This is a genomic window from Pandoraea iniqua (assembly GCF_902459685.1).
Taxonomy (GTDB): Bacteria; Pseudomonadota; Gammaproteobacteria; order Burkholderiales; family Burkholderiaceae; genus Pandoraea; species Pandoraea iniqua.
In genome coordinates this window covers 217,943-236,662 of sequence record NZ_CABPSF010000004.1, presented here as the reverse complement: position 1 = coordinate 236,662, position 18,720 = coordinate 217,943, and the positions used below count along the sequence as shown (strand labels likewise).

The following is an 18,720-nucleotide window of genomic DNA, read 5'->3' as shown; positions in this document are numbered from 1 at the left end:
AGTGAACTGCCCAACAAATCAGCACACGAATGGCTAACTACAACGGACGGAACCAGTGGCTCGATCTATTACGAGCTCTCGCGATTCTGCTGGTCCTCGTATCGCATGGTTTCACCTTCATCCCAGAGCCTGCAGTCGTTCTGACTCAACACATGGCCGGGTTCTTCGGCGTCGAGGTTTTTTTCTGCCTTAGTGGTTTCCTGATTGGCGGAATTCTGATCGACACCGTCAAACGATTCGATGGGTCGATGACGACAATCGCCAACTTCATGGCAAGACGGTGGTTCAGAACGCTGCCGAACTACTATTTCTACCTTGTTGTGAATCTTTTGATTTTCTGGCTCGGCTGGACGTTCGCCAAAGAAGCGGAAGTGGGACGTTATCTCGTCTTTACGCAAAATCTGCTTCGCGTTCATCCTTCGTTCTTCCCAGAAGCGTGGAGTTTGGCTGTCGAAGAGGTTTTTTACTTTGCGCTCCCTATTGCCGTGGTGCTCGCCTGGACGCTGCTTCGCAAGCCGATGCTCTCGTTGTTAGTCGCGCTCTTCGCGCTATTGGCGTTCTCTATGGCCCTGCGCTATCACGGCGCACTGCATGCAACGCATTGGGACGACGAAGTTAGAAAAATTGCCTTGTATCGTCTCGACTCCTTGATGTGGGGCGTACTGCTCGCTTATCTGCATCGCGTGACGCTACGCGATAAACCGGGTGCGCTCAGAATTCTCAGCCTTGCTCTACTAGGTTTTCTGCCCGTCGCAATTTACGCCATGTGGCTGGATACGGCTTGGCTTGATACGCATTTTTTTGCGAAATTCTGGCTCTTTACCGTTACTTCGCTAGGCGTGTGCGGCATGATCACGCTCGGACTGTCGATACAGCTTCCGCGCCTCGTGGTGGTGTTCACTTCACGCATTGCGAAGCTTTCGTATTCCGCGTATCTGGTGAATCTATCGGTGTTTTATGTGCTGTACCACTATTTCGGACTTGGTGGCACCATGACCGAAAAGATCATGCGAATCGTCGGTTTCTTTGTCATCGTATTTTCGATGTCCACGCTGACGTATTTCGGCGTCGAGCGACCGTTCTTGCGGCTACGTGACAAATGGGTTCCTGCGCCGCAAAAAATGGCATTGCGGCAACGCAACCAGCCCGATGCGGCCGTGTAATCGTTGACGCAATGCCTTAGCGGCGAGAAGACGGTAGCCAAATTTCACGTTAGCTGCCGTTCAGTCGACGCGCTTGCTGGTCCTTCTCCTGCGATTCGAACAGGGCTTTGAAATTGCCTTCGCCGAACCCGTCCTCGCCCCGGCGCTCGATGATTTCGAAGAACACAGGGCCGATTTGCCGTTTCGTGAAACGCTGCAAGAGCACGCGCTTCGGCCCCTTTCCGTCGACGAGAATGCCTCGGCCGGCTAAGCGTTCGACGTCCAGTCCGTGATCGGGCAGACGCCCGTCTATGCCGGCGTAATACGCCTGCGGGGGCGCCGGCATGAACGCAATTCCCGCCTGACTCAAGGCGTCGATCGTGTTCTCGATGTTGGCGGTCAACAGCGCAATGTGCTGGATGCCCTCCCCGCCATAGTCGCGAATAAATTCGTCGTTCTGGTTCAGCACCCCGGGCTTGTCGTGGGCCGCCGCCGCCACCGGAATCGATACGCGGCCACATGGGCTCACCATGGAGCGCGCGCGCATTCCCGACATGTGCCCTTTGACCTCGAGGTACTGCTTCTCCGCAAAGCCAAACGTGTCGCGATAGAAGTTGGCCCAGCGGTCGAGGTTCGCCGGATGCACGATGTTCGACGTATGGTCGACCGCCACGATGCTGGCACCGCCATCGGCGATGTTACAGGCTTCGGCAGCGGCGTTGAATCGTTGCCGGAAGTCGAAATCCACGAAGTACACCAGACTATCCCCGATACCGAGAATGGCCGGTGCGTCGATAACGAAGGCACCCTCCTTGCTTGCTCGGGCAACCTCAGCCCCGCCGGCGAACGCTTGTGACTGCGCACGCGCAGCATCATTCACACGAATGCCGATGGCGCGCACCGACGTGCCATGCGTCTCGCGAAAAGCGTTCGGCATTCCGTTCACGATGAACGCCGCAGCCCCCTGCGTCATCAGATACACGTCACCCCGCGCTTGTCCGCGAACGCGAAAGCCCAGCTTCTGAAAAAGCGCGACAAGCGCTCGGGGATTCTCGGCAACGAATTCGACAAACGCGAAGCCGTCGGTCTTGACTGGATGGGTCATGTCAGGCCTTGCGCGTTGCGGCAACGACTTTGATTTCGACGATCAGCTCGGGGCGGGCCAGCGCGGCCACGCCCAGAATGGTCCACGCCGGGAAGTCGGCGCGGATGTACTGTTCCTTCACCGCGCGGAAGTCCGTCAGATGGTTCGTCAGGTCGGTGTGGTACGAGACCAACTCGACGACGTCGGTGAAGTCGAGACCCACGTGCGTGAGCACGGCAGCGATGCGTTTGAACGCGGCGTCGATCTGTTCCTTCGGCGACTCGGGAATGGTGCCGTCGGCTCGCAGGCCGATTTGACCGGCAATAAACACCAATCCGTTGGCGGTGACCGCCGGGGAGTATTGAAACAAGTCGAAGATGCGATTGCCGCCGAAAGTGGCATCGTCTTCAGGCAGGCGCAGGCGCTCGATATGGCTCATGGTGGTTTCTTCTCGCTAGGGGAATAGAGGAGTGGGCAATTCGCAGGGGACTGCATGCACATCACTCTATCGAGGCGAAAACGCCGAGTCTGTATATCGCGCTACCAAGTCAGCCGAGAAGTCGTGTCCGATCGATAACCCAAATGCGGCGTTGTTTTAATTCGATCACGCCAAGGTCGGTCAGGCGCTTTAACGCACGGGTCACGGTGACACGCGTGGCGCCGGTCATCGCGGCGATCTGCTCGTGGGTCAGGGCAATCGAAATTAGCGTGCGGCCGTCGTGCACTTCGCCATAAAGATCGGCAAGGCGGGCGAGGAGTTCGCCGATACGCATTTCCGGTTTGGGCAGCGCCAGATATTGAATGCGCGATGCGAGCACGCGTTGCTTGAGCGCAATGATGCGCATCAACGACACGGCCAGTTCAGGGCGAGCCGGAATCGCGTCGATGATGGCGCGAATGTCGAATTCAATGAGCTCAGCGTCTTCGACCGTGATCGCGGTGGCAATGCGGCTATCGCCCTCCACTGCGGGGCTTTCACCGAACATCGACCCCGGCCCCATCACTTCGAGAATGAACTCGGCGCCGTCGTGCTGAAAAATGGAGACCTGCACTCGCCCGGCGAGCAGGAAGTAGAAGGTGAAGCCCTGCTCCCCCTGTCGATAGATGACGGCGCCTTTAACGTATTTCTTTCTGTGGCCGAGATGGGCCGCTTGTGTCCAGATATCGGCTGTCGCGTCGTCGAGATGCCAGGTTTGCGTCGTGGGAAGCGCGAGTTTTTTCGTGGGCATGAGTCATCTCAGGCGACGTATGACATCGGCGAGGCGCGCCGAGGACCTTGCCAAGTTGGTCTCGGGCGCGGTGGCCACGCCCAGCAAGAGCCCCGAACGGGCCGTCTCGGGCGTCACGTACCAAGGCGACAGGGCCGCCGGCCCCAGCCCGTAGGTCAGTAACTCTCTCGCCACGTCGACATCCGACACGTCGTCGGGCAGGCGAACCAATACGGCAAGTCCGGCGGATACGGTTTCCAGTGCGTGTGTTTCAAGGCTCTGGAGTAGCGCAGCGCGTTGCGCGAAGTATAGACGCTTCAACCGCCGCAGATGCCGCAGATAGTGGCCCTCCGCCATGAACTTGGCGGCGGCGAGCTGCACCGACGGCCAAGGCGCGGGCGCCAGACAGGCGGTGACTTCGGCAAACGTCGAGGCGAGTGGCAGCGGGACGACGACGAACCCCAACCGTAGCGCAGGGCTGATGGTCTTGCTGAACGAGCCGATATGAATCACCCGTTGGCCTCGGTCCAGCGACGCCAGTGCGGGCGCCGCTCGGGCGCTCAACTGCAACTCGCTGAGGTAATCGTCTTCGATGATCCACGCGTCGTTTTTCGTCGCCCAGTCCAACAGTTGAAGACGTCGCGCCAGCGATAGTGTCGGGCCCAGTGGCGCCTGCTGCCCGGGTGTTACCAGCACCAGCGAAGCATCAGGTGCGTTGGCGATGCCGTAGGCCACGTCGATGCCTTCGCTGTCGACCGGTACGGGACAGAGTTTGAGTTGGGCCAGCGTCAGTCCGTGTCTGGCGAACGGGAAGCCCGGATTTTCTACCCACGCCTGTTTTCCCTCCAGCCCCAGCGCTCGCAGTGCAAGACCCAGCCCGCCGCTGAATCCGCTCGTGACGATGACCTGATCGGGCGAGCATGCGATGCCGCGTGCAAGACTGACGTACGCCGCGATTTCCCGGCGCAGGTTCGGCTCACCGCGGGGGTCCGGATACACGACGGATGGGCTGGACTCGGCGCGAAGGGCAAACGCGCGCACGTGGGTGAAGAGCTTCGCCGGAAGCGTCTGCTGGGCCGAGACGCCCATCTGAAAGATGGCCGGCCCGGCAGTGAGCCCTTCGTAGGTCCGCATGAACGGGCTCGGATCGTAAGCGGTGTTGGGCGTCTTGCCACTTGGCGGCCGCTCCGCCACCCGTGTGCCTGCGGCGCGTGACGCCGTAATGAGTTGCGCATCCGACAGCCGGTCATAGGCGAGCCTGACCGTGCCTCTTGCCACGCCGAGCTGTGCGGCGAGGTCGAGCCACGACGGCAAACGCGCCCCCGGCGCCAGCGTGCCGCGCTCGATGGCAGCGCTGATCGCCAAACGGATCTGCTCGGACAGTGGCGTGGCTGCTGAGCGGTCGAGTTGAATCTGAAGCGTCATTGGCCTCTCCCGGCAGGGCTGGTGGTACAGCAAGAATGTTGGTTCTTGGTGCTTTCTGTTGACCCAACCCGGCACGAGAATAGCAGAACGCAAACAGGAGAACGTCCTTATGAAATCTCGCTTCATCATCTCGCTCGCCGTGACCGTAGCAGCCGTCGCGGCCAACCTTTCGCTGGTGGCCCCAGCGAGCGCCCATGGCGCACCCAATGCCCATAGCAGCGGTGAGACCGTCACGCCGAACTTTGCCCATGCGCTGCCGAACGTCCCCGGCAAATCGCTCGAGGCCGTGGTCGTCGATTACGCGCCGGGGGGTGCCTCGCTGCCGCATGCGCACGCGAAGTCGGCGTTCATCTATGCTTATGTCGTTGCTGGCGAGATCGAGTCTCAGATCGACGACGGGCCGAAGCGTGTTTATCGCGCGGGCGAAGCTTTTTTTGAGACGCCGGGCGCCATCCATCGGGTCAGCCGTAACGCCAGCAAGACGAAACCCGCCAAGCTGCTCGCCGTGTTTGTCGTCGATACGCAAGACAAAGCCTTGACCACCCCGCTGCCTGACGCAGGCGCTACGAAGGAGAACTCACATGAGTAAGCGACTCGATTACAACCAAGTGGCTCCCGGGGGTGCGAAAGCGCTCGGCGGCGTTTATGGCTACGTCACGCAATCCAGCTTGCCACCGGAACTCGTCGAGCTTGTGTACTTGCGGGTTTCGCAGATCAACAACTGCGCGTTCTGCCTCGACATGCACACGCGGGATCTGCTGAAGAAAGGGATGAAAGTGGAAAAGCTCGCGCTGGTGCAGGCATGGCGGGAAGCGGGCAATCTGTTCGACGCCCGCGAGCGTGCGGCACTGTCGTGGGCCGAATCGGTCACGCTCGTTGCACAAACGGGGGTGCCGGATGCTCAGTATGCCGAAGCACGTGAGGTGTTCAATGAGCGTGAGCTGGTCGACCTGACGCTCGCTATCAGCCTGATGAATGCGTACAACCGCATGGCCATTAGCTTTCGCAATACGCCTCAGGCGGCCGTGGATCGCTGAGATAGGACGGACTGGTTCCGGTCTGGCGGCGGAACATGGCAATGAATGCCGACGATGAGCGATAGCCAAGCTCGTCGGCGATGCGCTGCACGGACTTGCCCTCTTCAATTTGTGTCAGCGCCGCCACCAGCTTCAGGCGTTGGCGCCACTCGTTGAACGAGATGCCGAGCCCCGTCTGAAAGCGCCTGGACACCGTTCGTTCGGTGGTGCCGAGCGATTCGGCCCAGTCGGCCAGCGAGCGCCGATCGCTCGGGTTCAACTGCAATGCATCGATGATCGGCTGCAACAGCGGATCGTCCGAGAGCGGCAGATAGCTGTCCCGCCGCGGTGCTTTCTTCAACTGATCCATCAACACGCGCACGAGCCGCAAATCGTCTTCGGTCACCGGCACCATGACTTCGCGCGCCAAAAAGTCCGAAAAAATGGCGCGAATCAGCGGGCTGAGCACCAACGTGCACGCGGTGTCTGGCATGTCTGAACACCATGCCTGATCGATGTAAATCGTGACGAATCTGACGCTGTTGCGGTTGTGACAGTGGTGATGCGCGTTGACGGGTATCCACGTGGCGTAATGCGGCGGGGACAAGAACCGCTTTCCCTCGACGCTGACCTCCATCACGCCGGTCAGCGCAAAGCCGATCTTCCCCCAAGGCTGACGCCGGGGCAGATAAGCCGCGCCGCCTTCGTAGGTCGCCGATCGGAACGTCATCGGTGCCGGTGCTAACGCTGTCAGCGCTGCCAGCGTCTCTGCATCGGCCTTGGCCTTGGCACTCGCCTGTCCGCTTCGCTTCATGATTGTCTGAAAATCGCTATATATCGATAAACGGATAGTGGCTATTCTAGCCCCATTGTGTTGATGGAGCTTCTGCATGCCCCCGAAATACCTATTCCTCAGTTTGCTCGCCGTGTGCATTTGGGCGGGCAATGCGATCGTGAACAAGCTTGCCGCCGGCGCCATTCCGCCGGGCGTCATCGCTTTTGATCGCTGGTTCGTCGCCTTTATGGTCCTGACGCCGTTTGTCGCCAGAAGCGTGGTGCAGCATCGCGCCGTGATACGCGCCAATCTTCCGAGACTCGCGGGGCTCGGGCTGCTCGGCATGGCGCTATGCCAAGGTGTCGGGTACTACGCGGCGAGCTTCACGAGCGCGACGAACATGGGCATTTTGCTGTCCTTGGTTCCGCTGCTTACTGTGCTTCTCAACACGGCGTTTTTCCGTGACGTGCCTTCGCGCCGAGCCATGTTCGGCGTTGCCTTGTCGTTCGTCGGCATTCTGCTAGTGGTCACCAAGGGCGACGCGCACGCATTGCTTTCGCAAGGCGTCGGGCGAGGCGATGCGCTGATGCTGGTGGTCGCTTTGACGTTCGCCGCTTACGGCATCTTGCTGAGGCGCTGGGCCATGCCGATGCCTGCGTTCACGTCGCTGTATGTGCAAATGGCGTGGGCCTTGGTGTTCCTGCTGCCCAGCTTTCTGCTTGAGCCACCCATGGTCTTCTCATCGTCGAACATCGCGATGGTGCTGTACGCCGCGATTCCGGGGTCGATCGTTGCGCCCTTCGTCTGGATGTTGTCGGTGCAACGCCTCGGCGCGAATCGGGTGGCCGTGTTCATGAACCTCATCCCCATCCTGACGGCCATCGTCGCAGCCGCTTTCCTTGGCGAAGCGCTGCATGCGTATCACCTGTGGGGCGGCGGGTTGACGATTTGCGGGGTTGTGCTGAGTCAGGCACGGCGACAGGAGAAAACGAGGTGGTTTGAAAAACAAAAAGCATAAAAACAAAAAGCCCCTGACGTCACCGTCAGGGGCTTTCTTACTTCTTTGGTAGGCCGTGCTGGGTTCGAACCAGCGACCAAGGGATTATGAGTCCCCTGCTCTAACCGCTGAGCTAACGGCCCTTAACTACCGGCGCTCGCTCAGCAGCAATCAATTGCCTTCGAGGAACGACTTGAGCTTGTCGGAGCGGCTCGGGTGACGCAGCTTACGCAGCGCCTTGGCTTCAATCTGACGAATACGCTCACGCGTCACGTCGAACTGCTTGCCCACTTCCTCGAGCGTGTGATCCGTGCTCATCTCGATACCGAAGCGCATGCGCAGCACCTTGGCCTCGCGCGGTGTCAACGAATCGAGCACGTCCTTCACGACGTCGCGCATACTACCATGCAATGCCGCATCCGCAGGCGCCACCGTGCCGGTATCTTCGATGAAATCGCCCAAGTGCGAATCGTCGTCGTCACCGATCGGCGTCTCCATGGAGATCGGCTCTTTCGCGATCTTCATGATCTTGCGGATCTTGTCTTCCGGCATTTCCATCTTCTCGGCCAGCGTTGCCGGATCCGGCTCAACACCGGTTTCCTGCAAGATCTGACGCGAAATCCGGTTCATCTTGTTGATCGTTTCGATCATGTGCACCGGAATACGGATGGTACGGGCCTGGTCAGCAATCGAACGCGTAATGGCCTGACGAATCCACCACGTGGCATACGTCGAGAACTTGTAACCGCGACGGTATTCGAACTTGTCCACCGCCTTCATCAGGCCGATGTTGCCTTCCTGAATCAGATCCAGGAATTGCAGACCACGGTTCGTGTACTTCTTCGCGATCGAAATCACCAGACGCAAGTTTGCCTCGGTCATTTCACGCTTGGCCTTGCGCGCACGACGCTCGCCTTCCGACATCTTGCGGTTGACGTCCTTCAACTCCGCCAACGGCAACACCACTCGCGCCTGAAGGTCGATCAGCTTTTGCTGAAGTTCCTGCACGGCCGGCACGTTACGCTCGACCACAGTGCTGTACGCCTTGTTGTCGGCCACGACCGTGTAAATCCAGTCGAGATTCGTTTCGTTGCCCGGGAAACGAGCCACGAAATCGGCGCGCGGCATGCCGCACTTGTCGACCACGATGTACAAAATCGCGCGCTCGACGTTGCGCACTTCGTCCACTTGCGAACGCAGCGTGTCGCACAGACGCTCGACCGTACGCGCCGTGAAGCGAATCGTCATCAGTTCGGCCTGGATGGCTTCGCCAGCCTTCACGTACGGCTTCGACTGATAACCTTCCTTCTCGAACGCACGGCGCATCTTGCCGAACCAATCGGCAATCGCGGCGAACTTGGCCAGCGAGTCACGCTTGAGCTGCTCGACCTGCGCTGCCGAAGCACCGCCGCCGCTGCTGCTGTCGTCTTCCTCGTCGGCTTCTTCCTCGGCTTCCTCTTCTTCTTCCGCGTCAGCGTCGAAGTCTTCGTCGTCGGAAGCCGCAGCCGCCGCCGCAACGGCGTCTGCATTCGGATCGATCAGGCCATCGACCACTTCGTCAATGCGCATTTCTTCACGCTCGACTTTTTCGGCCATCGCCAGAATTTCGGCAATCGTCGTCGGGCACGCAGAAATGGCCTGCACCATGTGCTTCAGGCCTTCTTCAATACGCTTGGCGATCTCGATTTCGCCCTCGCGCGTCAGCAGCTCGACCGTACCCATTTCGCGCATGTACATGCGAACAGGGTCCGTCGTACGGCCAAACTCGGAGTCAACGGTCGACAGGGCTGCCTCAGCCTCTTCCTCGACTTCGTCGTCCGAAGCAGCGTTCGGTGCATTGTCGTTGAGCAACAGCGTTTCGGCATCAGGCGCTTGCTCATACACAGCAATGCCCATGTCGTTGAACGTGCCGATCACGCCCTCAAGCGCCTCGCTCTCAACCAGCTCGTCCGGCAAGTGGTCGTTGATTTCGGCGAAGGTCAGGAAGCCACGCTCCTTACCCAGCTTGATCAGCGCCTTCAGTTTGCCGCGACGTTCCTCAAGTTCCTCCGCCGTACCGGGCTGGTGCGAGGAAAATGCGTCCTTGAGCAGTGCTTTCTCTTTTGCCCGGCGATCTCGCGCCTTCTGCTTTTCCACTTTGGTCTGATCTTCGTTCACGGGTTGATCGTTAGTATTCGCTGCGACGTTCTGCTCATCCGGAGCGGGAGTCTTCGCGGCTCTGCCACGCGTCTTGGGGACGCGCAACGCAACTTCTGCCGTCGTGACTTCCACAACTTCGGGTTTGCGGGAGGCACCGGTCTTGCTGGGTGCCTGCGTCGCAGGTGTACTGCGGCCCGCCGAGGTCGCTGCCTTGGCGGTGGTTGCGCTCTTCGCGCTTTTTTCAGCGGGTTGTCGGGCCTGCGGTTTCTCGCCGGCCGTCGCCTTCGGGTTCGTCGCCGCCTTCGTCGCCTTGACGGGCGGCGCTGACTTCACCGTGGGCCTGGCTGCTGGCTTAGCCAATTTCGCAGCCCCCACCCCTGCGGCGGTCGCACTCTTTCGCGTGGTGACATCGGCCACCTTCGCAGCCGTCTTGCCGGTCGTCTTTGGTTTTGCGCCGGCGGCTGCCTTATCTTGCGTAGTACGTTTCGCCGAACTTGCCTGGCTGGCTGTCTTCTTCGTGGCTTGCGATACCTTTTTGGCCTTTACTGCAACGCCAGCCTCCGCAGAGCGAGACGCCCCCTTCCCACCGGATGCCGCCGCCGCGCTTGTCGCGCGCTTTGCCTTCGTGGCAGGGATAACCGTCTTTTTTCCGCTGGTCGTTGTCATCTTTGCCATAGCGATCTCGCTTGCCAGAAAACAGCCCACTGAAAACCTTCTATTGTAGCACGCTGACTTACCTCAACTTCGCGTGCCCCCTGTGCCGACCGGAGCCAGCAGCCGCTTCAGTTCGTCGCGTTGCCGCGACACCGCCTGAGCGTGGCGGATTTCATCGGGCGTCAGGGACGTCCGCTTGAAAATCGTTTCGAGCTCGCTGCACAGACTCTCGTACTGCATGCGCCGGATCGCGCTACGCAGTTCGGCCAAGCGCAACGACACTTGCTCCTCCCGGCGCTCGACCTGCTCCTCATCGGCAGGGTCGAACAGCATCAGATCGCGGGCATTTTCCTCGAACGCGAGAATTTCCCGGATGATGTCGTCAAAACTGGCCCAATTCGGCGAAGCTCGCAGGCGATCGTGCAGATACCGGAATTCGGCCTGTGCACCCAACTCATGGCAGTGTCCGAGCACTTCCGCGAAGATCTCCGCGTGCTGGGTGACATCCGCCAATATCTTGGTCTCTTCCTCGGTCAATTCGTTTCCAAGCGCCGGAAACATCAGCAGATTCTGCAAGGCCCGGTGTTCGGTGCCGACCACGCGTCGTTTTTCGCGCTTGGCAGGCGTCTTGTCCCACGCATTCGCGCGGCGCGCAGCACTCAACTGCAATTCGCACAATTCCGCCACCTCTTCGACAGAATTACCGACGCGCTCGGCCAGCGCATGCAGAATCTGTCCGCGCAGGGCATTTGCAGGAAGTTGCTGCAACAGGGGCTTCGCCTCGAACAGCGCCCGCGCACGGCCTTCCGGCTGCTGCATGTCCTTGCCCGAAGTGACTTCACCGATCAGGAACTGCGATAACGGCATGGCGCGCGAGACTTCGCCCGCAAACGCATCTGCCCCGTATTCGCGCACATAGCTGTCCGGATCGTGTTCGGTCGGCAAGAACAAAAACTTGAAACTCCGGTTGTCGTCGGCATGCGGCAGGCACGCTTCGAGCGCACGTCGCGCCGCACGGCGGCCGGCGGCATCGCCGTCGAAGCTGAACACCACCGTCTCGGTCTGGCGCAGCAGCTTCTGCACGTGCATGGGCGTACACGCCGTTCCCAGCGTCGCCACCGCCTGCGGGAAGCCCAGTTGCGCCAGCGCTACCACGTCCATATACCCTTCGACCACGAGCACGTAGCCTGCGTCGCGAATACCCACGCGCGCCTCGAACAGGCCGTACAACTCGCTGCCCTTGCTGAAGAGCGGCGTCTCCGGTGAATTCAGATACTTCGGCTCGCCCTTGTCCAAGACGCGTCCGCCAAAAGCGATGACCTGACCTTTCGTGTTCCGGATCGGGAACATGATCCGATCGCGAAAACGGTCGTAACGGCGCTTCGTGCTGCCCGGCTCGCCCTTGTCGCTCTCAATCACCAGCCCGGCTTCGAGCAACTGATCGTCGCGGTAATCCTGAAACGCCGCCTCAAGGTTCTGCCAGCCTTCTGGGGCATACCCCAGACCGAAATGGGCGGCAATTTCACCCGTCAGACCGCGTCCCTTCAAATAGTCGATCGCGGTACGTGCGCCCCGCAATTGCTTACGGTAGTAGTCGCACGCGCGCGTCATGACATCCACCAGACCGAGGGTCTGGGCCCGCTGCTGCGCCGCAGGGGGTGCACCCGGCAGCGGCGTTTCACGGGGTACATCCAGCCCGACGTTGCGGGCCAACTCTTCGACCGCCTCGACGAAACCAAGGCCGGCATGCTCCATCAGGAAGCTGATCGCGCTGCCGTGCGCGCCGCACCCGAAGCAGTGATAGAACTGCTTGGTCGGACTGACTGTAAATGAGGGCGACTTCTCATTATGAAAGGGACAAAGTCCCATGAAGTTCGCCCCACCCTTCTTCAACTGCACGTAACGACCCACCACCTCGACAATATCGACGCGGTTGAGCAAGTCCTGCAAGAACGACTGGGGAATCACTGGATAGATGCCATCGCAACGCGGCCACCTGCCATCGCAAACGCGACAGCCTCAGACCGCATATCCGGATTACGCGGCCAGCGCGGCCTTGACCTGCGCGGACACGGCCGTCATGTCGGCGCGTCCGGCCAGTTGGCCCTTGAGCACGCCCATCACTTTGCCCATGTCCTGCGGACCCGCTGCGCCCGTCTGCGCCACGGCAGCCTTAACGGCCTGCGCGACTTCATCCGCCGAGAGTTGCTGCGGCATGTAGACCTGAAGCACCTCGACTTCGGCGGCCTCCTTGTCGGACAAATCAGTCCGTCCGGCAGCCTGGAACTGGCTGATGGAATCCTTGCGTTGCTTGATGAGTTTGTCGATCACGGTCACGATCGCCGCATCGTCGAGCGAGATTCGCTCGTCGACTTCCTTCTGTTTGATCGCGGCGAGCAGCAAGCGGATGGTCCCCAGTTTTTCGGCGGCTTTGGCACGCATGGCCGTCTTCATGTCTTCGGTAATGCGTTCTTTCAGACTCATGAGCTGGGATTCCGGAATTCGAATACGTTTCAGTGTAGTGCATGCCGCCCCAAAGAAAAGGACGGCCGGCAAGGCTTGGCACACACCGCCTGCGGCCGCAGCCGATAGGCTGGCGCTGGCCACAAACAGTGGTAGAGAACTCAAATAAAAAACACAACTAAAGAACACAAAAACCCGCTTGGAAGACAATTCACAAGCGGGCTCGATGGAGACGCAGATGCCGCACGTCGGCGGCATCGGAACGGGTTCGACGGACGATCTGGCTGTCGAAAAGCGCCGTCTCCACGAAGGAGAGAGCGTATCACGGCGACCCAGGGGCCGTCTACGACAGGGCGTCACCTCCGGGCATGGCGGCCCGCACACTCTCGGACATCGCCTGCGCACAGGCCACCGCCGACGCCCACGCCCACTGGAAGTTGTACCCACCCAGCCAGCCGGTCACGTCGACGACTTCGCCGATGAAATGCAAGCCCGGCTGCGCGCGCGCCTCAAGGGTGGCCGACGACAGCGCCCGCGTATCCACGCCGCCGCGCGTAACCTCCGCCTTGCGCCAGCCCTCTGAGCCGCACGGCTTCAGCGTCCAGCCGGAAAACGCCTGCGCGAGCGAGCGCAACGCTTTGTCCGACAACTCCTGCACCCGCGCCTGCGGCGAAAGCCCGCTATTGGCCACCCACGCGTCGGCCAGCCGCGCCGGCACCCACTGGGCGAGCAAGTTGGCGAGTTGACGCTTCGACGTGGCCTTCGCCTCGAAAAGCGCGGCCTCGATGTCCGTCGCGGGCGCCAGATTCAGGGCAATCGGTTGCCCCGGCGTCCAAAAACTGGAGATTTGCAGAATCGCTGGTCCGGACAGCCCACGGTGCGTAAAGAGCAGATCTTCCACGAAACTGCCCGCTTCTTTACCCTTTCCCGTGCTGACATCCACTTCCAGCGAAAGCCCGGACAGGCCGGCAAACGGCGCCCACGTGGCGGCGTCGAACACCAGCGGCACCAGCGCCGGGCGCGGCTCGATCACGTCCAGACCGAACTGACGGGCAATGCGATAGCCCCAATCGGTTGCCCCGATCTTGGGGATCGAGAGGCCACCCGTGGCGATCACGAGCCGTTTTGCTGCGATATGACCCGCATCTGTCGTCAAGTGATACGGATGAGCACCGCCCGCATCGGTATACGCGACGGTATGCACCGCGCAAGGCATGCGCCAGTGCACGTGCCCCGCCGCACACTCCTTGCGAAGCATTTCGATGATGTCTTCGGCACTTTCATCGCAAAACAGCTGCCCGCGATGTTTCTCGTGCCACGCGATCTTGTGGCGCTTGAGCAGATCCAGAAAATCGCGCGGCGTGTAACGTGCCAGCGCCGAACGGCAGAAACGCGGATTCTCCGACAGGTAATTGGCCGGCCCCGCGTTGATATTGGTGAAATTGCAGCGCCCGCCGCCCGAGATACGGATCTTCTCCGCCAGACGCGTCGCATGATCGATGAGGACGACGCGCAGCCCGAGTTGCCCGGCCGCAGCCGCGCACATCAGGCCGGCAGCACCGGCACCCACAATCGCTACATCGAACTTTTCCATGGCGCGCATTGTAACCGGCGGGCGTCGGGGGTGACTGGTATACTTCTCGGTTCCCCTTTTTGACAGACGCCGCGCGCCTCTCCTCCCGCCATGCTGGTTCTAGGCATTGAAAGCTCCTGCGACGAAACCGGACTCGCCCTCTACGACACCGAGGCCGGTCTGTTGTCGCACGCCCTGCATTCGCAGATCGCCATGCATCGCGAATACGGCGGCGTCGTGCCCGAACTGGCCTCGCGCGACCACATCCGGCGCGCGCTGCCGCTAGCCGAAGAAGTGCTCGCCCAAGCTGGCAAGCCGCTCAGCGCGGTCGACGCGATCGCCTATACCCAAGGCCCCGGCCTCGCGGGCGCGCTGCTAGTCGGCGCGAGCGTGGCAAATGCGCTGGCGTTTGCGCTCGATCGGCCGGTCGTCGGCGTCCACCATCTGGAAGGCCACCTGCTCTCGCCGCTGCTGGCACCCGATGCACCCGGCTTCCCGTTCGTCGCGCTGCTCGTCTCGGGCGGTCACACGCAATTGATGGAAGTGCGCGCGTTTGGCCAATACGCCATGCTCGGCGAGACGCTCGACGACGCCGCCGGCGAAGCCTTCGACAAGACGGCCAAACTGCTCGGCCTCGGCTATCCGGGCGGCCCCGCTGTTTCGCGTCTGGCCGAATTCGGTACGCCCGGGCGTTTTGACCTGCCGCGCCCGATGAAACACTCGGGCAATCTCGACTTCAGCTTCAGCGGCCTGAAAACTGCCGTGCTCACGCAAGTGCGCAACCTCGGCGGCAACGTCTGCGAGCAAGAGAAGTCGGACCTCGCACGCGGTTTCGTCGATGCCATTGTGGATGTGCTCGTCGCCAAATCGATGGCCGCCCTCAAGCAAACCGGCATGAAAACGCTGGTGGTCGCCGGCGGTGTCGGCGCGAACAAACAGTTGCGCGAGGGGCTCAACGAAGCCGCCAAGCGTCGCGGCTATCGCGTGCACTACCCCGATCTGGCGTTCTGCACCGATAACGGCGCGATGATCGCGTTTGCCGGGGCGATGCGCCTCAAGCACTGGCCAGACGAAGCCGACAGCGAATATGCCTACACCGTGCGCCCTCGCTGGGATCTGGCCGATATCGTGCGCAGCGCCTGAGTTCGCTTCAGCGCCACTCAGGCGCCCGCAAGCGCCCAAAGAAAAACCGCTCCGAAGAGCGGTTTTTTTATGGCTGTCGACCGGAGCCGCTTACGCTGTCGCGCGCTTATCGCGCTCGATCACAGCATAAGCGCTGTGATTGTGGATCGATTCGAAGTTCTCCGCCTGAAGCACATACGCCACGACGCGCGGCTCGTTGTTCAGACGCGTCGCCACGTCACGCACGAGATCTTCCACGAACTTCGGGTTTTCGTACGCGCGCTCGGTCACGAACTTCTCGTCCGGACGCTTGAGCAGGCCCCACAGTTCGCAAGAGGCTTCTTCTTCGGCCATGCGCACCAGTTCTTCCACGGCGATGTCGCCGGAGAGTTCGGCGTCGATCGTGATGTGCGAGCGCTGGTTGTGCGCGCCGTATTGCGAAATCTTCTTCGAGCACGGGCACAGGCTCGTGACCGGCACCAACACCTTGAGCCAAATACGCGACACGCCGTTGCGCACGTCGCCCGTGAGCGTCACCTCGTAGTCCATCAGACTCTGCACGCCGGACACCGGCGCCGTCTTGTTGATGAAATACGGGAACGTCACCTCGATGCGACCGGCTTCGGCTTCCAGCTTGACGAGCATGCTGTCGAGCATCGTGCGGAATGCCGCCAGATCGAGCGGCGCACGATTTTCTTCGAGCAACGCGACAAAGCGCGACATGTGCGTGCCCTTCTGATCGGCAGGCAAATGCACATCGAGATTGAACAGGCCGACGCTTGCCTGCACGTCACCGCCGGCCAGACGCACCGACAGCGGGTGACGCACACCGCGCACACCGACGCGCTGAATCGGGATCTGCCGGGTATCGACGCTGCTCTGCACGTCCGGCATTACGAAAGCGGGGTTCATCTGGTTCATCTATTCATCCTTCTGTGCCGGCAAGCCGACTTGGGGGGAGGCAATGGGCAAACGCATTCCGATGCCGGGCTCGCGAGCCGCTGGCGAGAGTCATCGGGAACGTGCCGGAGAGCCCCGGCACGGGATGTGGGAAGCGCTTCTCAAAAACAAAACGATCCGGCGCGAAAGCCGGATCGTTCAGGTATAGCTAACGACCGACCAATCAGGCGACGAGCTTTGTCGTCACTTTGTCCGATGTCTTCGATGCCTCGGCCGCGCCTTGCGACTTGAGGTCGAATCGCTCGTTGATCGACTTCGCGATACCCGCAGCGTCGAGGCCGACCGAAGCCAGCAGCAGCGCGGGGTCGCCATGATCGATGAAGCGATCGGGCAGGCCCAATTGTAGTACGGGGCGAGTAACCCCACCGGCCAGCAGGGATTCCGCGACGGCCGAGCCGGCGCCACCCATGATGCTGCCCTCTTCCACGGTCACGAGATAGTCGTGCGTTTGCGCCAGACGGGCGATCAACTCGTCGTCGATCGGCTTGACGAAGCGCATGTCAGCCACCGTCGCATCGAGTTGTTCCGCCGCAGCCAGTGCAGGGGCAACCATGCTGCCGAACGCGAGAATCGCGACGCGGCGGCCGGCTTCGGCCTGACCTTCACGACGCACCACGCCCTTGCCGATCGGCAGGGCCGTCATCGTCTGCTCGATCGCGGCACCCGTGCCTGCACCACGCGGATAGCGCACTGCCGACGGACCGTCGATCTGCACCCCCGTGTACAGCATCTGGCGGCACTCGTTCTCATCGGACGGCGCCATCACCACCATGTTCGGGATACAGCGCATGAAGGCGATGTCGTACGCACCTGCGTGCGTCGCCCCGTCAGCGCCCACCAGACCGGAGCGGTCCAGCGCGAACACCACCGGCAGGTTTTGCAGCGCGACGTCGTGAATCAGCTGATCGTAGCCGCGTTGCAAGAACGTAGAGTAGATGGCGACCACCGGCTTGAGGCCTTCGGTGGCCATGCCGCCCGCGAACGTCACCGCGTGCTGCTCAGCAATGCCGACGTCGTAATAACGCTCCGGGAAGCGCTTTTCGAACTCGACCATGCCCGAGCCTTCGCGCATGGCCGGCGTGATACCGACGACGCGCTTGTCCGCAGCAGCCATATCGCACAGCCAGTCGCCGAACACTTGCGTGTACGTCTTCTTGCTGCTCGTGCTCGGCTTGATGCCTTCGGCCGGATTGAACTTGCCCGGGCCGTGATACAGCACCGGATCGGCTTCCGCCAGCTTGTAGCCATAGCCCTTGCGCGTAACCACGTGCAGGAACTGCGGCCCCTTCAGATTCTTGATGTTTTCGAGCGTCGGGATCAGCGAATCGAGGTCGTGACCGTCGATCGGGCCGATGTAGTTGAAGCCGAACTCCTCGAACATCGTGGCCGGCACGACCATGCCCTTGGCATGCTCTTCGAACTTGCGCGCCAGCTCCAGCACCGGCGGTGCAACGCTCAGCACTTTCTCCACGCCCTTCTTCGCGGCCGCATAAAAACGGCCCGACATGAGGCGGGCGAGATAGCGGTTGAGCGCGCCGACCGGCGGCGAGATCGACATGTCGTTGTCATTCAGGATGACCAGCAGCGGCACGTCTTCGTGCACGCCGGCATTGTTCATCGCTTCGAACGCCATGCCGGCCGTCATCGCGCCGTCGCCGATCACAGCGATGCCAAAACGGTGCTCACCCTTGGTGCGTGCGCCGAGCGCCATACCGAGTGCGGCCGAAATCGACGTGCTCGAGTGCGCCGTGCCGAACGTGTCGTAAGGCGATTCGTCACGCTTCGGGAAACCGGAGATGCCGCCCAACTGGCGCAGCGTGCCCATGTCCCCACGGCGACCGGTCAGGATCTTGTGCGGGTAGCTCTGATGGCCCACGTCCCAGACGATGCGATCTTCCGGCGTGTTGAACACGTAGTGCAACGCAATCGTCAACTCGACCGTGCCGAGGTTGGACGACAGGTGCCCGCCCGTGCGCGACACGCTCTCGAGCACGAAAGCGCGCAGCTCTTCGGCCAACGGTGCCAGTTGGCGACGCTCCAGACGCCGCAGTGCGGCCGGGTCATCGATGGTATTTAGCAGTTCGTACATCGTCGTTCCATATATAGGCGTATTGTCGGGCAGCACCCCCTGAGCGCTGTCGCCGATGTCCTGCCGGTGCGTT

The 18,720-nt window shown here is 61.3% G+C and carries 17 protein-coding genes and 1 tRNA gene; 6 read left to right on the top strand and 12 right to left on the bottom strand.

Annotation, left to right across the window (positions count from 1 at the left end):
• Positions 1 to 29: 29 nt before the first annotated feature.
• Positions 30 to 1,163 carry an acyltransferase family protein gene (locus PIN31009_RS16770; RefSeq protein ID WP_150791024.1) on the top strand — a complete coding sequence of 378 codons (1,134 nt, stop codon included), beginning with the start codon at positions 30 to 32 and terminating at the stop codon, positions 1,161 to 1,163.
• Between the two features lie 49 nt (positions 1,164 to 1,212).
• On the opposite strand, the gene PIN31009_RS16765 is transcribed toward PIN31009_RS16770, so the two are convergent.
• From PIN31009_RS16765 to pdxR, 4 genes are all read right to left on the bottom strand, one after another.
• On the bottom strand, positions 1,213 to 2,247 hold the full coding sequence (locus tag PIN31009_RS16765; RefSeq protein ID WP_150791023.1) for a 4-hydroxyphenylpyruvate dioxygenase family protein: 1,035 nt from the start codon (positions 2,245 to 2,247) through the stop codon (positions 1,213 to 1,215).
• 1 nt (position 2,248) lies between these two features.
• On the bottom strand, positions 2,249 to 2,665 hold the full coding sequence (locus PIN31009_RS16760; RefSeq protein ID WP_150791022.1) for a RidA family protein: 417 nt from the start codon (positions 2,663 to 2,665) through the stop codon (positions 2,249 to 2,251).
• Positions 2,666 to 2,774: 109 nt separating this feature from the next.
• Entirely contained in the window at positions 2,775 to 3,455 is a 681-nt protein-coding gene (locus PIN31009_RS16755) for a Crp/Fnr family transcriptional regulator (RefSeq protein ID WP_150684706.1), read from the bottom strand.
• A gap of 3 nt (positions 3,456 to 3,458) precedes the next feature.
• Positions 3,459 to 4,859, bottom strand: coding sequence for a MocR-like pyridoxine biosynthesis transcription factor PdxR (gene pdxR / locus PIN31009_RS16750; RefSeq protein ID WP_150791021.1), 1,401 nt, complete (start codon positions 4,857 to 4,859; stop codon positions 3,459 to 3,461).
• 109 nt (positions 4,860 to 4,968) lie between these two features.
• On the opposite strand from pdxR, the gene PIN31009_RS16745 reads away from it, so the two are divergent.
• Both PIN31009_RS16745 and PIN31009_RS16740 read left to right on the top strand, forming a co-directional pair.
• Complete coding sequence (locus PIN31009_RS16745) at positions 4,969 to 5,448, top strand: cupin domain-containing protein (protein WP_150791020.1); 480 nt, start codon at positions 4,969 to 4,971, stop codon at positions 5,446 to 5,448.
• Positions 5,441 to 5,896 (top strand): carboxymuconolactone decarboxylase family protein, encoded by a 456-nt coding sequence (locus tag PIN31009_RS16740; protein ID WP_150791019.1) that lies wholly within the window; start codon positions 5,441 to 5,443, stop codon positions 5,894 to 5,896. The genes PIN31009_RS16745 and PIN31009_RS16740 overlap by 8 nt, the downstream gene beginning before the upstream one ends.
• Here the strand turns inward: PIN31009_RS16740 and PIN31009_RS16735 are convergent.
• Complete coding sequence (locus tag PIN31009_RS16735; RefSeq protein ID WP_246185721.1) at positions 5,856 to 6,836, bottom strand: AraC family transcriptional regulator; 981 nt, start codon at positions 6,834 to 6,836, stop codon at positions 5,856 to 5,858. The genes PIN31009_RS16740 and PIN31009_RS16735 overlap by 41 nt on opposite strands.
• Between PIN31009_RS16735 and PIN31009_RS16730 the strand changes: the two genes are divergently transcribed.
• Positions 6,829 to 7,668 (top strand): DMT family transporter, encoded by an 840-nt coding sequence (locus PIN31009_RS16730; protein ID WP_246185720.1) that lies wholly within the window; start codon positions 6,829 to 6,831, stop codon positions 7,666 to 7,668. The two genes, PIN31009_RS16735 and PIN31009_RS16730, sit on opposite strands and share 8 nt — an antisense overlap.
• Before the next feature lie 46 nt (positions 7,669 to 7,714).
• On the opposite strand, the gene PIN31009_RS16725 is transcribed toward PIN31009_RS16730, so the two are convergent.
• A tRNA-Ile gene (locus PIN31009_RS16725) sits at positions 7,715 to 7,790 on the bottom strand.
• A 28-nt stretch (positions 7,791 to 7,818) separates the two neighbouring features.
• Positions 7,819 to 9,918: an RNA polymerase sigma factor RpoD gene (rpoD, locus tag PIN31009_RS16720; RefSeq protein WP_150791016.1), complete on the bottom strand. Its 2,100-nt coding sequence runs from the start codon at positions 9,916 to 9,918 to the stop codon at positions 7,819 to 7,821.
• Between the two features lie 28 nt (positions 9,919 to 9,946).
• Between rpoD and PIN31009_RS28470 the strand changes: the two genes are divergently transcribed.
• Positions 9,947 to 10,510: a hypothetical protein gene (locus PIN31009_RS28470; RefSeq protein ID WP_150791015.1), complete on the top strand. Its 564-nt coding sequence runs from the start codon at positions 9,947 to 9,949 to the stop codon at positions 10,508 to 10,510.
• 14 nt (positions 10,511 to 10,524) lie between these two features.
• Here the strand turns inward: PIN31009_RS28470 and dnaG are convergent, their stop codons facing one another.
• From dnaG to PIN31009_RS16700, 3 genes are all read right to left on the bottom strand, one after another.
• Positions 10,525 to 12,408 (bottom strand): DNA primase, encoded by a 1,884-nt coding sequence (gene dnaG / locus PIN31009_RS16710; protein ID WP_150791014.1) that lies wholly within the window; start codon positions 12,406 to 12,408, stop codon positions 10,525 to 10,527.
• A 69-nt stretch (positions 12,409 to 12,477) separates the two neighbouring features.
• The gene (locus tag PIN31009_RS16705) at positions 12,478 to 12,924 is read right to left on the bottom strand and encodes a GatB/YqeY domain-containing protein (RefSeq protein WP_150684713.1); all 447 of its coding nucleotides are present in this window, start codon (positions 12,922 to 12,924) and stop codon (positions 12,478 to 12,480) included.
• 322 nt (positions 12,925 to 13,246) lie between these two features.
• Positions 13,247 to 14,497 carry a BaiN/RdsA family NAD(P)/FAD-dependent oxidoreductase gene (locus PIN31009_RS16700; RefSeq protein ID WP_150791013.1) on the bottom strand — a complete coding sequence of 417 codons (1,251 nt, stop codon included), beginning with the start codon at positions 14,495 to 14,497 and terminating at the stop codon, positions 13,247 to 13,249.
• Positions 14,498 to 14,587: 90 nt separating this feature from the next.
• Here PIN31009_RS16700 and tsaD point away from each other — a divergent pair, with 90 nt between their 5' ends.
• Positions 14,588 to 15,619: a tRNA (adenosine(37)-N6)-threonylcarbamoyltransferase complex transferase subunit TsaD gene (gene tsaD / locus PIN31009_RS16695; protein WP_150791012.1), complete on the top strand. Its 1,032-nt coding sequence runs from the start codon at positions 14,588 to 14,590 to the stop codon at positions 15,617 to 15,619.
• Positions 15,620 to 15,709: 90 nt separating this feature from the next.
• Here tsaD and folE2 read toward each other — a convergent pair whose 3' ends face one another.
• Positions 15,710 to 16,519 carry a GTP cyclohydrolase FolE2 gene (gene folE2 / locus PIN31009_RS16690; RefSeq protein ID WP_150791011.1) on the bottom strand — a complete coding sequence of 270 codons (810 nt, stop codon included), beginning with the start codon at positions 16,517 to 16,519 and terminating at the stop codon, positions 15,710 to 15,712.
• Between the two features lie 202 nt (positions 16,520 to 16,721).
• Entirely contained in the window at positions 16,722 to 18,647 is a 1,926-nt protein-coding gene (gene dxs / locus PIN31009_RS16685; protein WP_150791010.1) for a 1-deoxy-D-xylulose-5-phosphate synthase, read from the bottom strand.
• Positions 18,648 to 18,720: the final 73 nt, after the last annotated feature.

What these genes read in the sequence shown, in the direction of transcription:
- PIN31009_RS16770 (WP_150791024.1), top strand. Translation starts at nt 30, where the DNA reads ATGGCTAACTACAACGGACGGAACCAGTGGCTCGATCTATTACGAGCT.
- PIN31009_RS16765 (WP_150791023.1), bottom strand. Translation starts at nt 2,247, where the DNA reads ATGACCCATCCAGTCAAGACCGACGGCTTCGCGTTTGTCGAATTCGTT.
- PIN31009_RS16760 (WP_150791022.1), bottom strand. Translation starts at nt 2,665, where the DNA reads ATGAGCCATATCGAGCGCCTGCGCCTGCCTGAAGACGATGCCACTTTC.
- PIN31009_RS16755 (WP_150684706.1), bottom strand. Translation starts at nt 3,455, where the DNA reads ATGCCCACGAAAAAACTCGCGCTTCCCACGACGCAAACCTGGCATCTC.
- pdxR (WP_150791021.1), bottom strand. Translation starts at nt 4,859, where the DNA reads ATGACGCTTCAGATTCAACTCGACCGCTCAGCAGCCACGCCACTGTCC.
- PIN31009_RS16745 (WP_150791020.1), top strand. Translation starts at nt 4,969, where the DNA reads ATGAAATCTCGCTTCATCATCTCGCTCGCCGTGACCGTAGCAGCCGTC.
- PIN31009_RS16740 (WP_150791019.1), top strand. Translation starts at nt 5,441, where the DNA reads ATGAGTAAGCGACTCGATTACAACCAAGTGGCTCCCGGGGGTGCGAAA.
- PIN31009_RS16705 (WP_150684713.1), bottom strand. Translation starts at nt 12,924, where the DNA reads ATGAGTCTGAAAGAACGCATTACCGAAGACATGAAGACGGCCATGCGT.
- PIN31009_RS16700 (WP_150791013.1), bottom strand. Translation starts at nt 14,497, where the DNA reads ATGGAAAAGTTCGATGTAGCGATTGTGGGTGCCGGTGCTGCCGGCCTG.
- tsaD (WP_150791012.1), top strand. Translation starts at nt 14,588, where the DNA reads ATGCTGGTTCTAGGCATTGAAAGCTCCTGCGACGAAACCGGACTCGCC.
- folE2 (WP_150791011.1), bottom strand. Translation starts at nt 16,519, where the DNA reads ATGAACCAGATGAACCCCGCTTTCGTAATGCCGGACGTGCAGAGCAGC.
- dxs (WP_150791010.1), bottom strand. Translation starts at nt 18,647, where the DNA reads ATGTACGAACTGCTAAATACCATCGATGACCCGGCCGCACTGCGGCGT.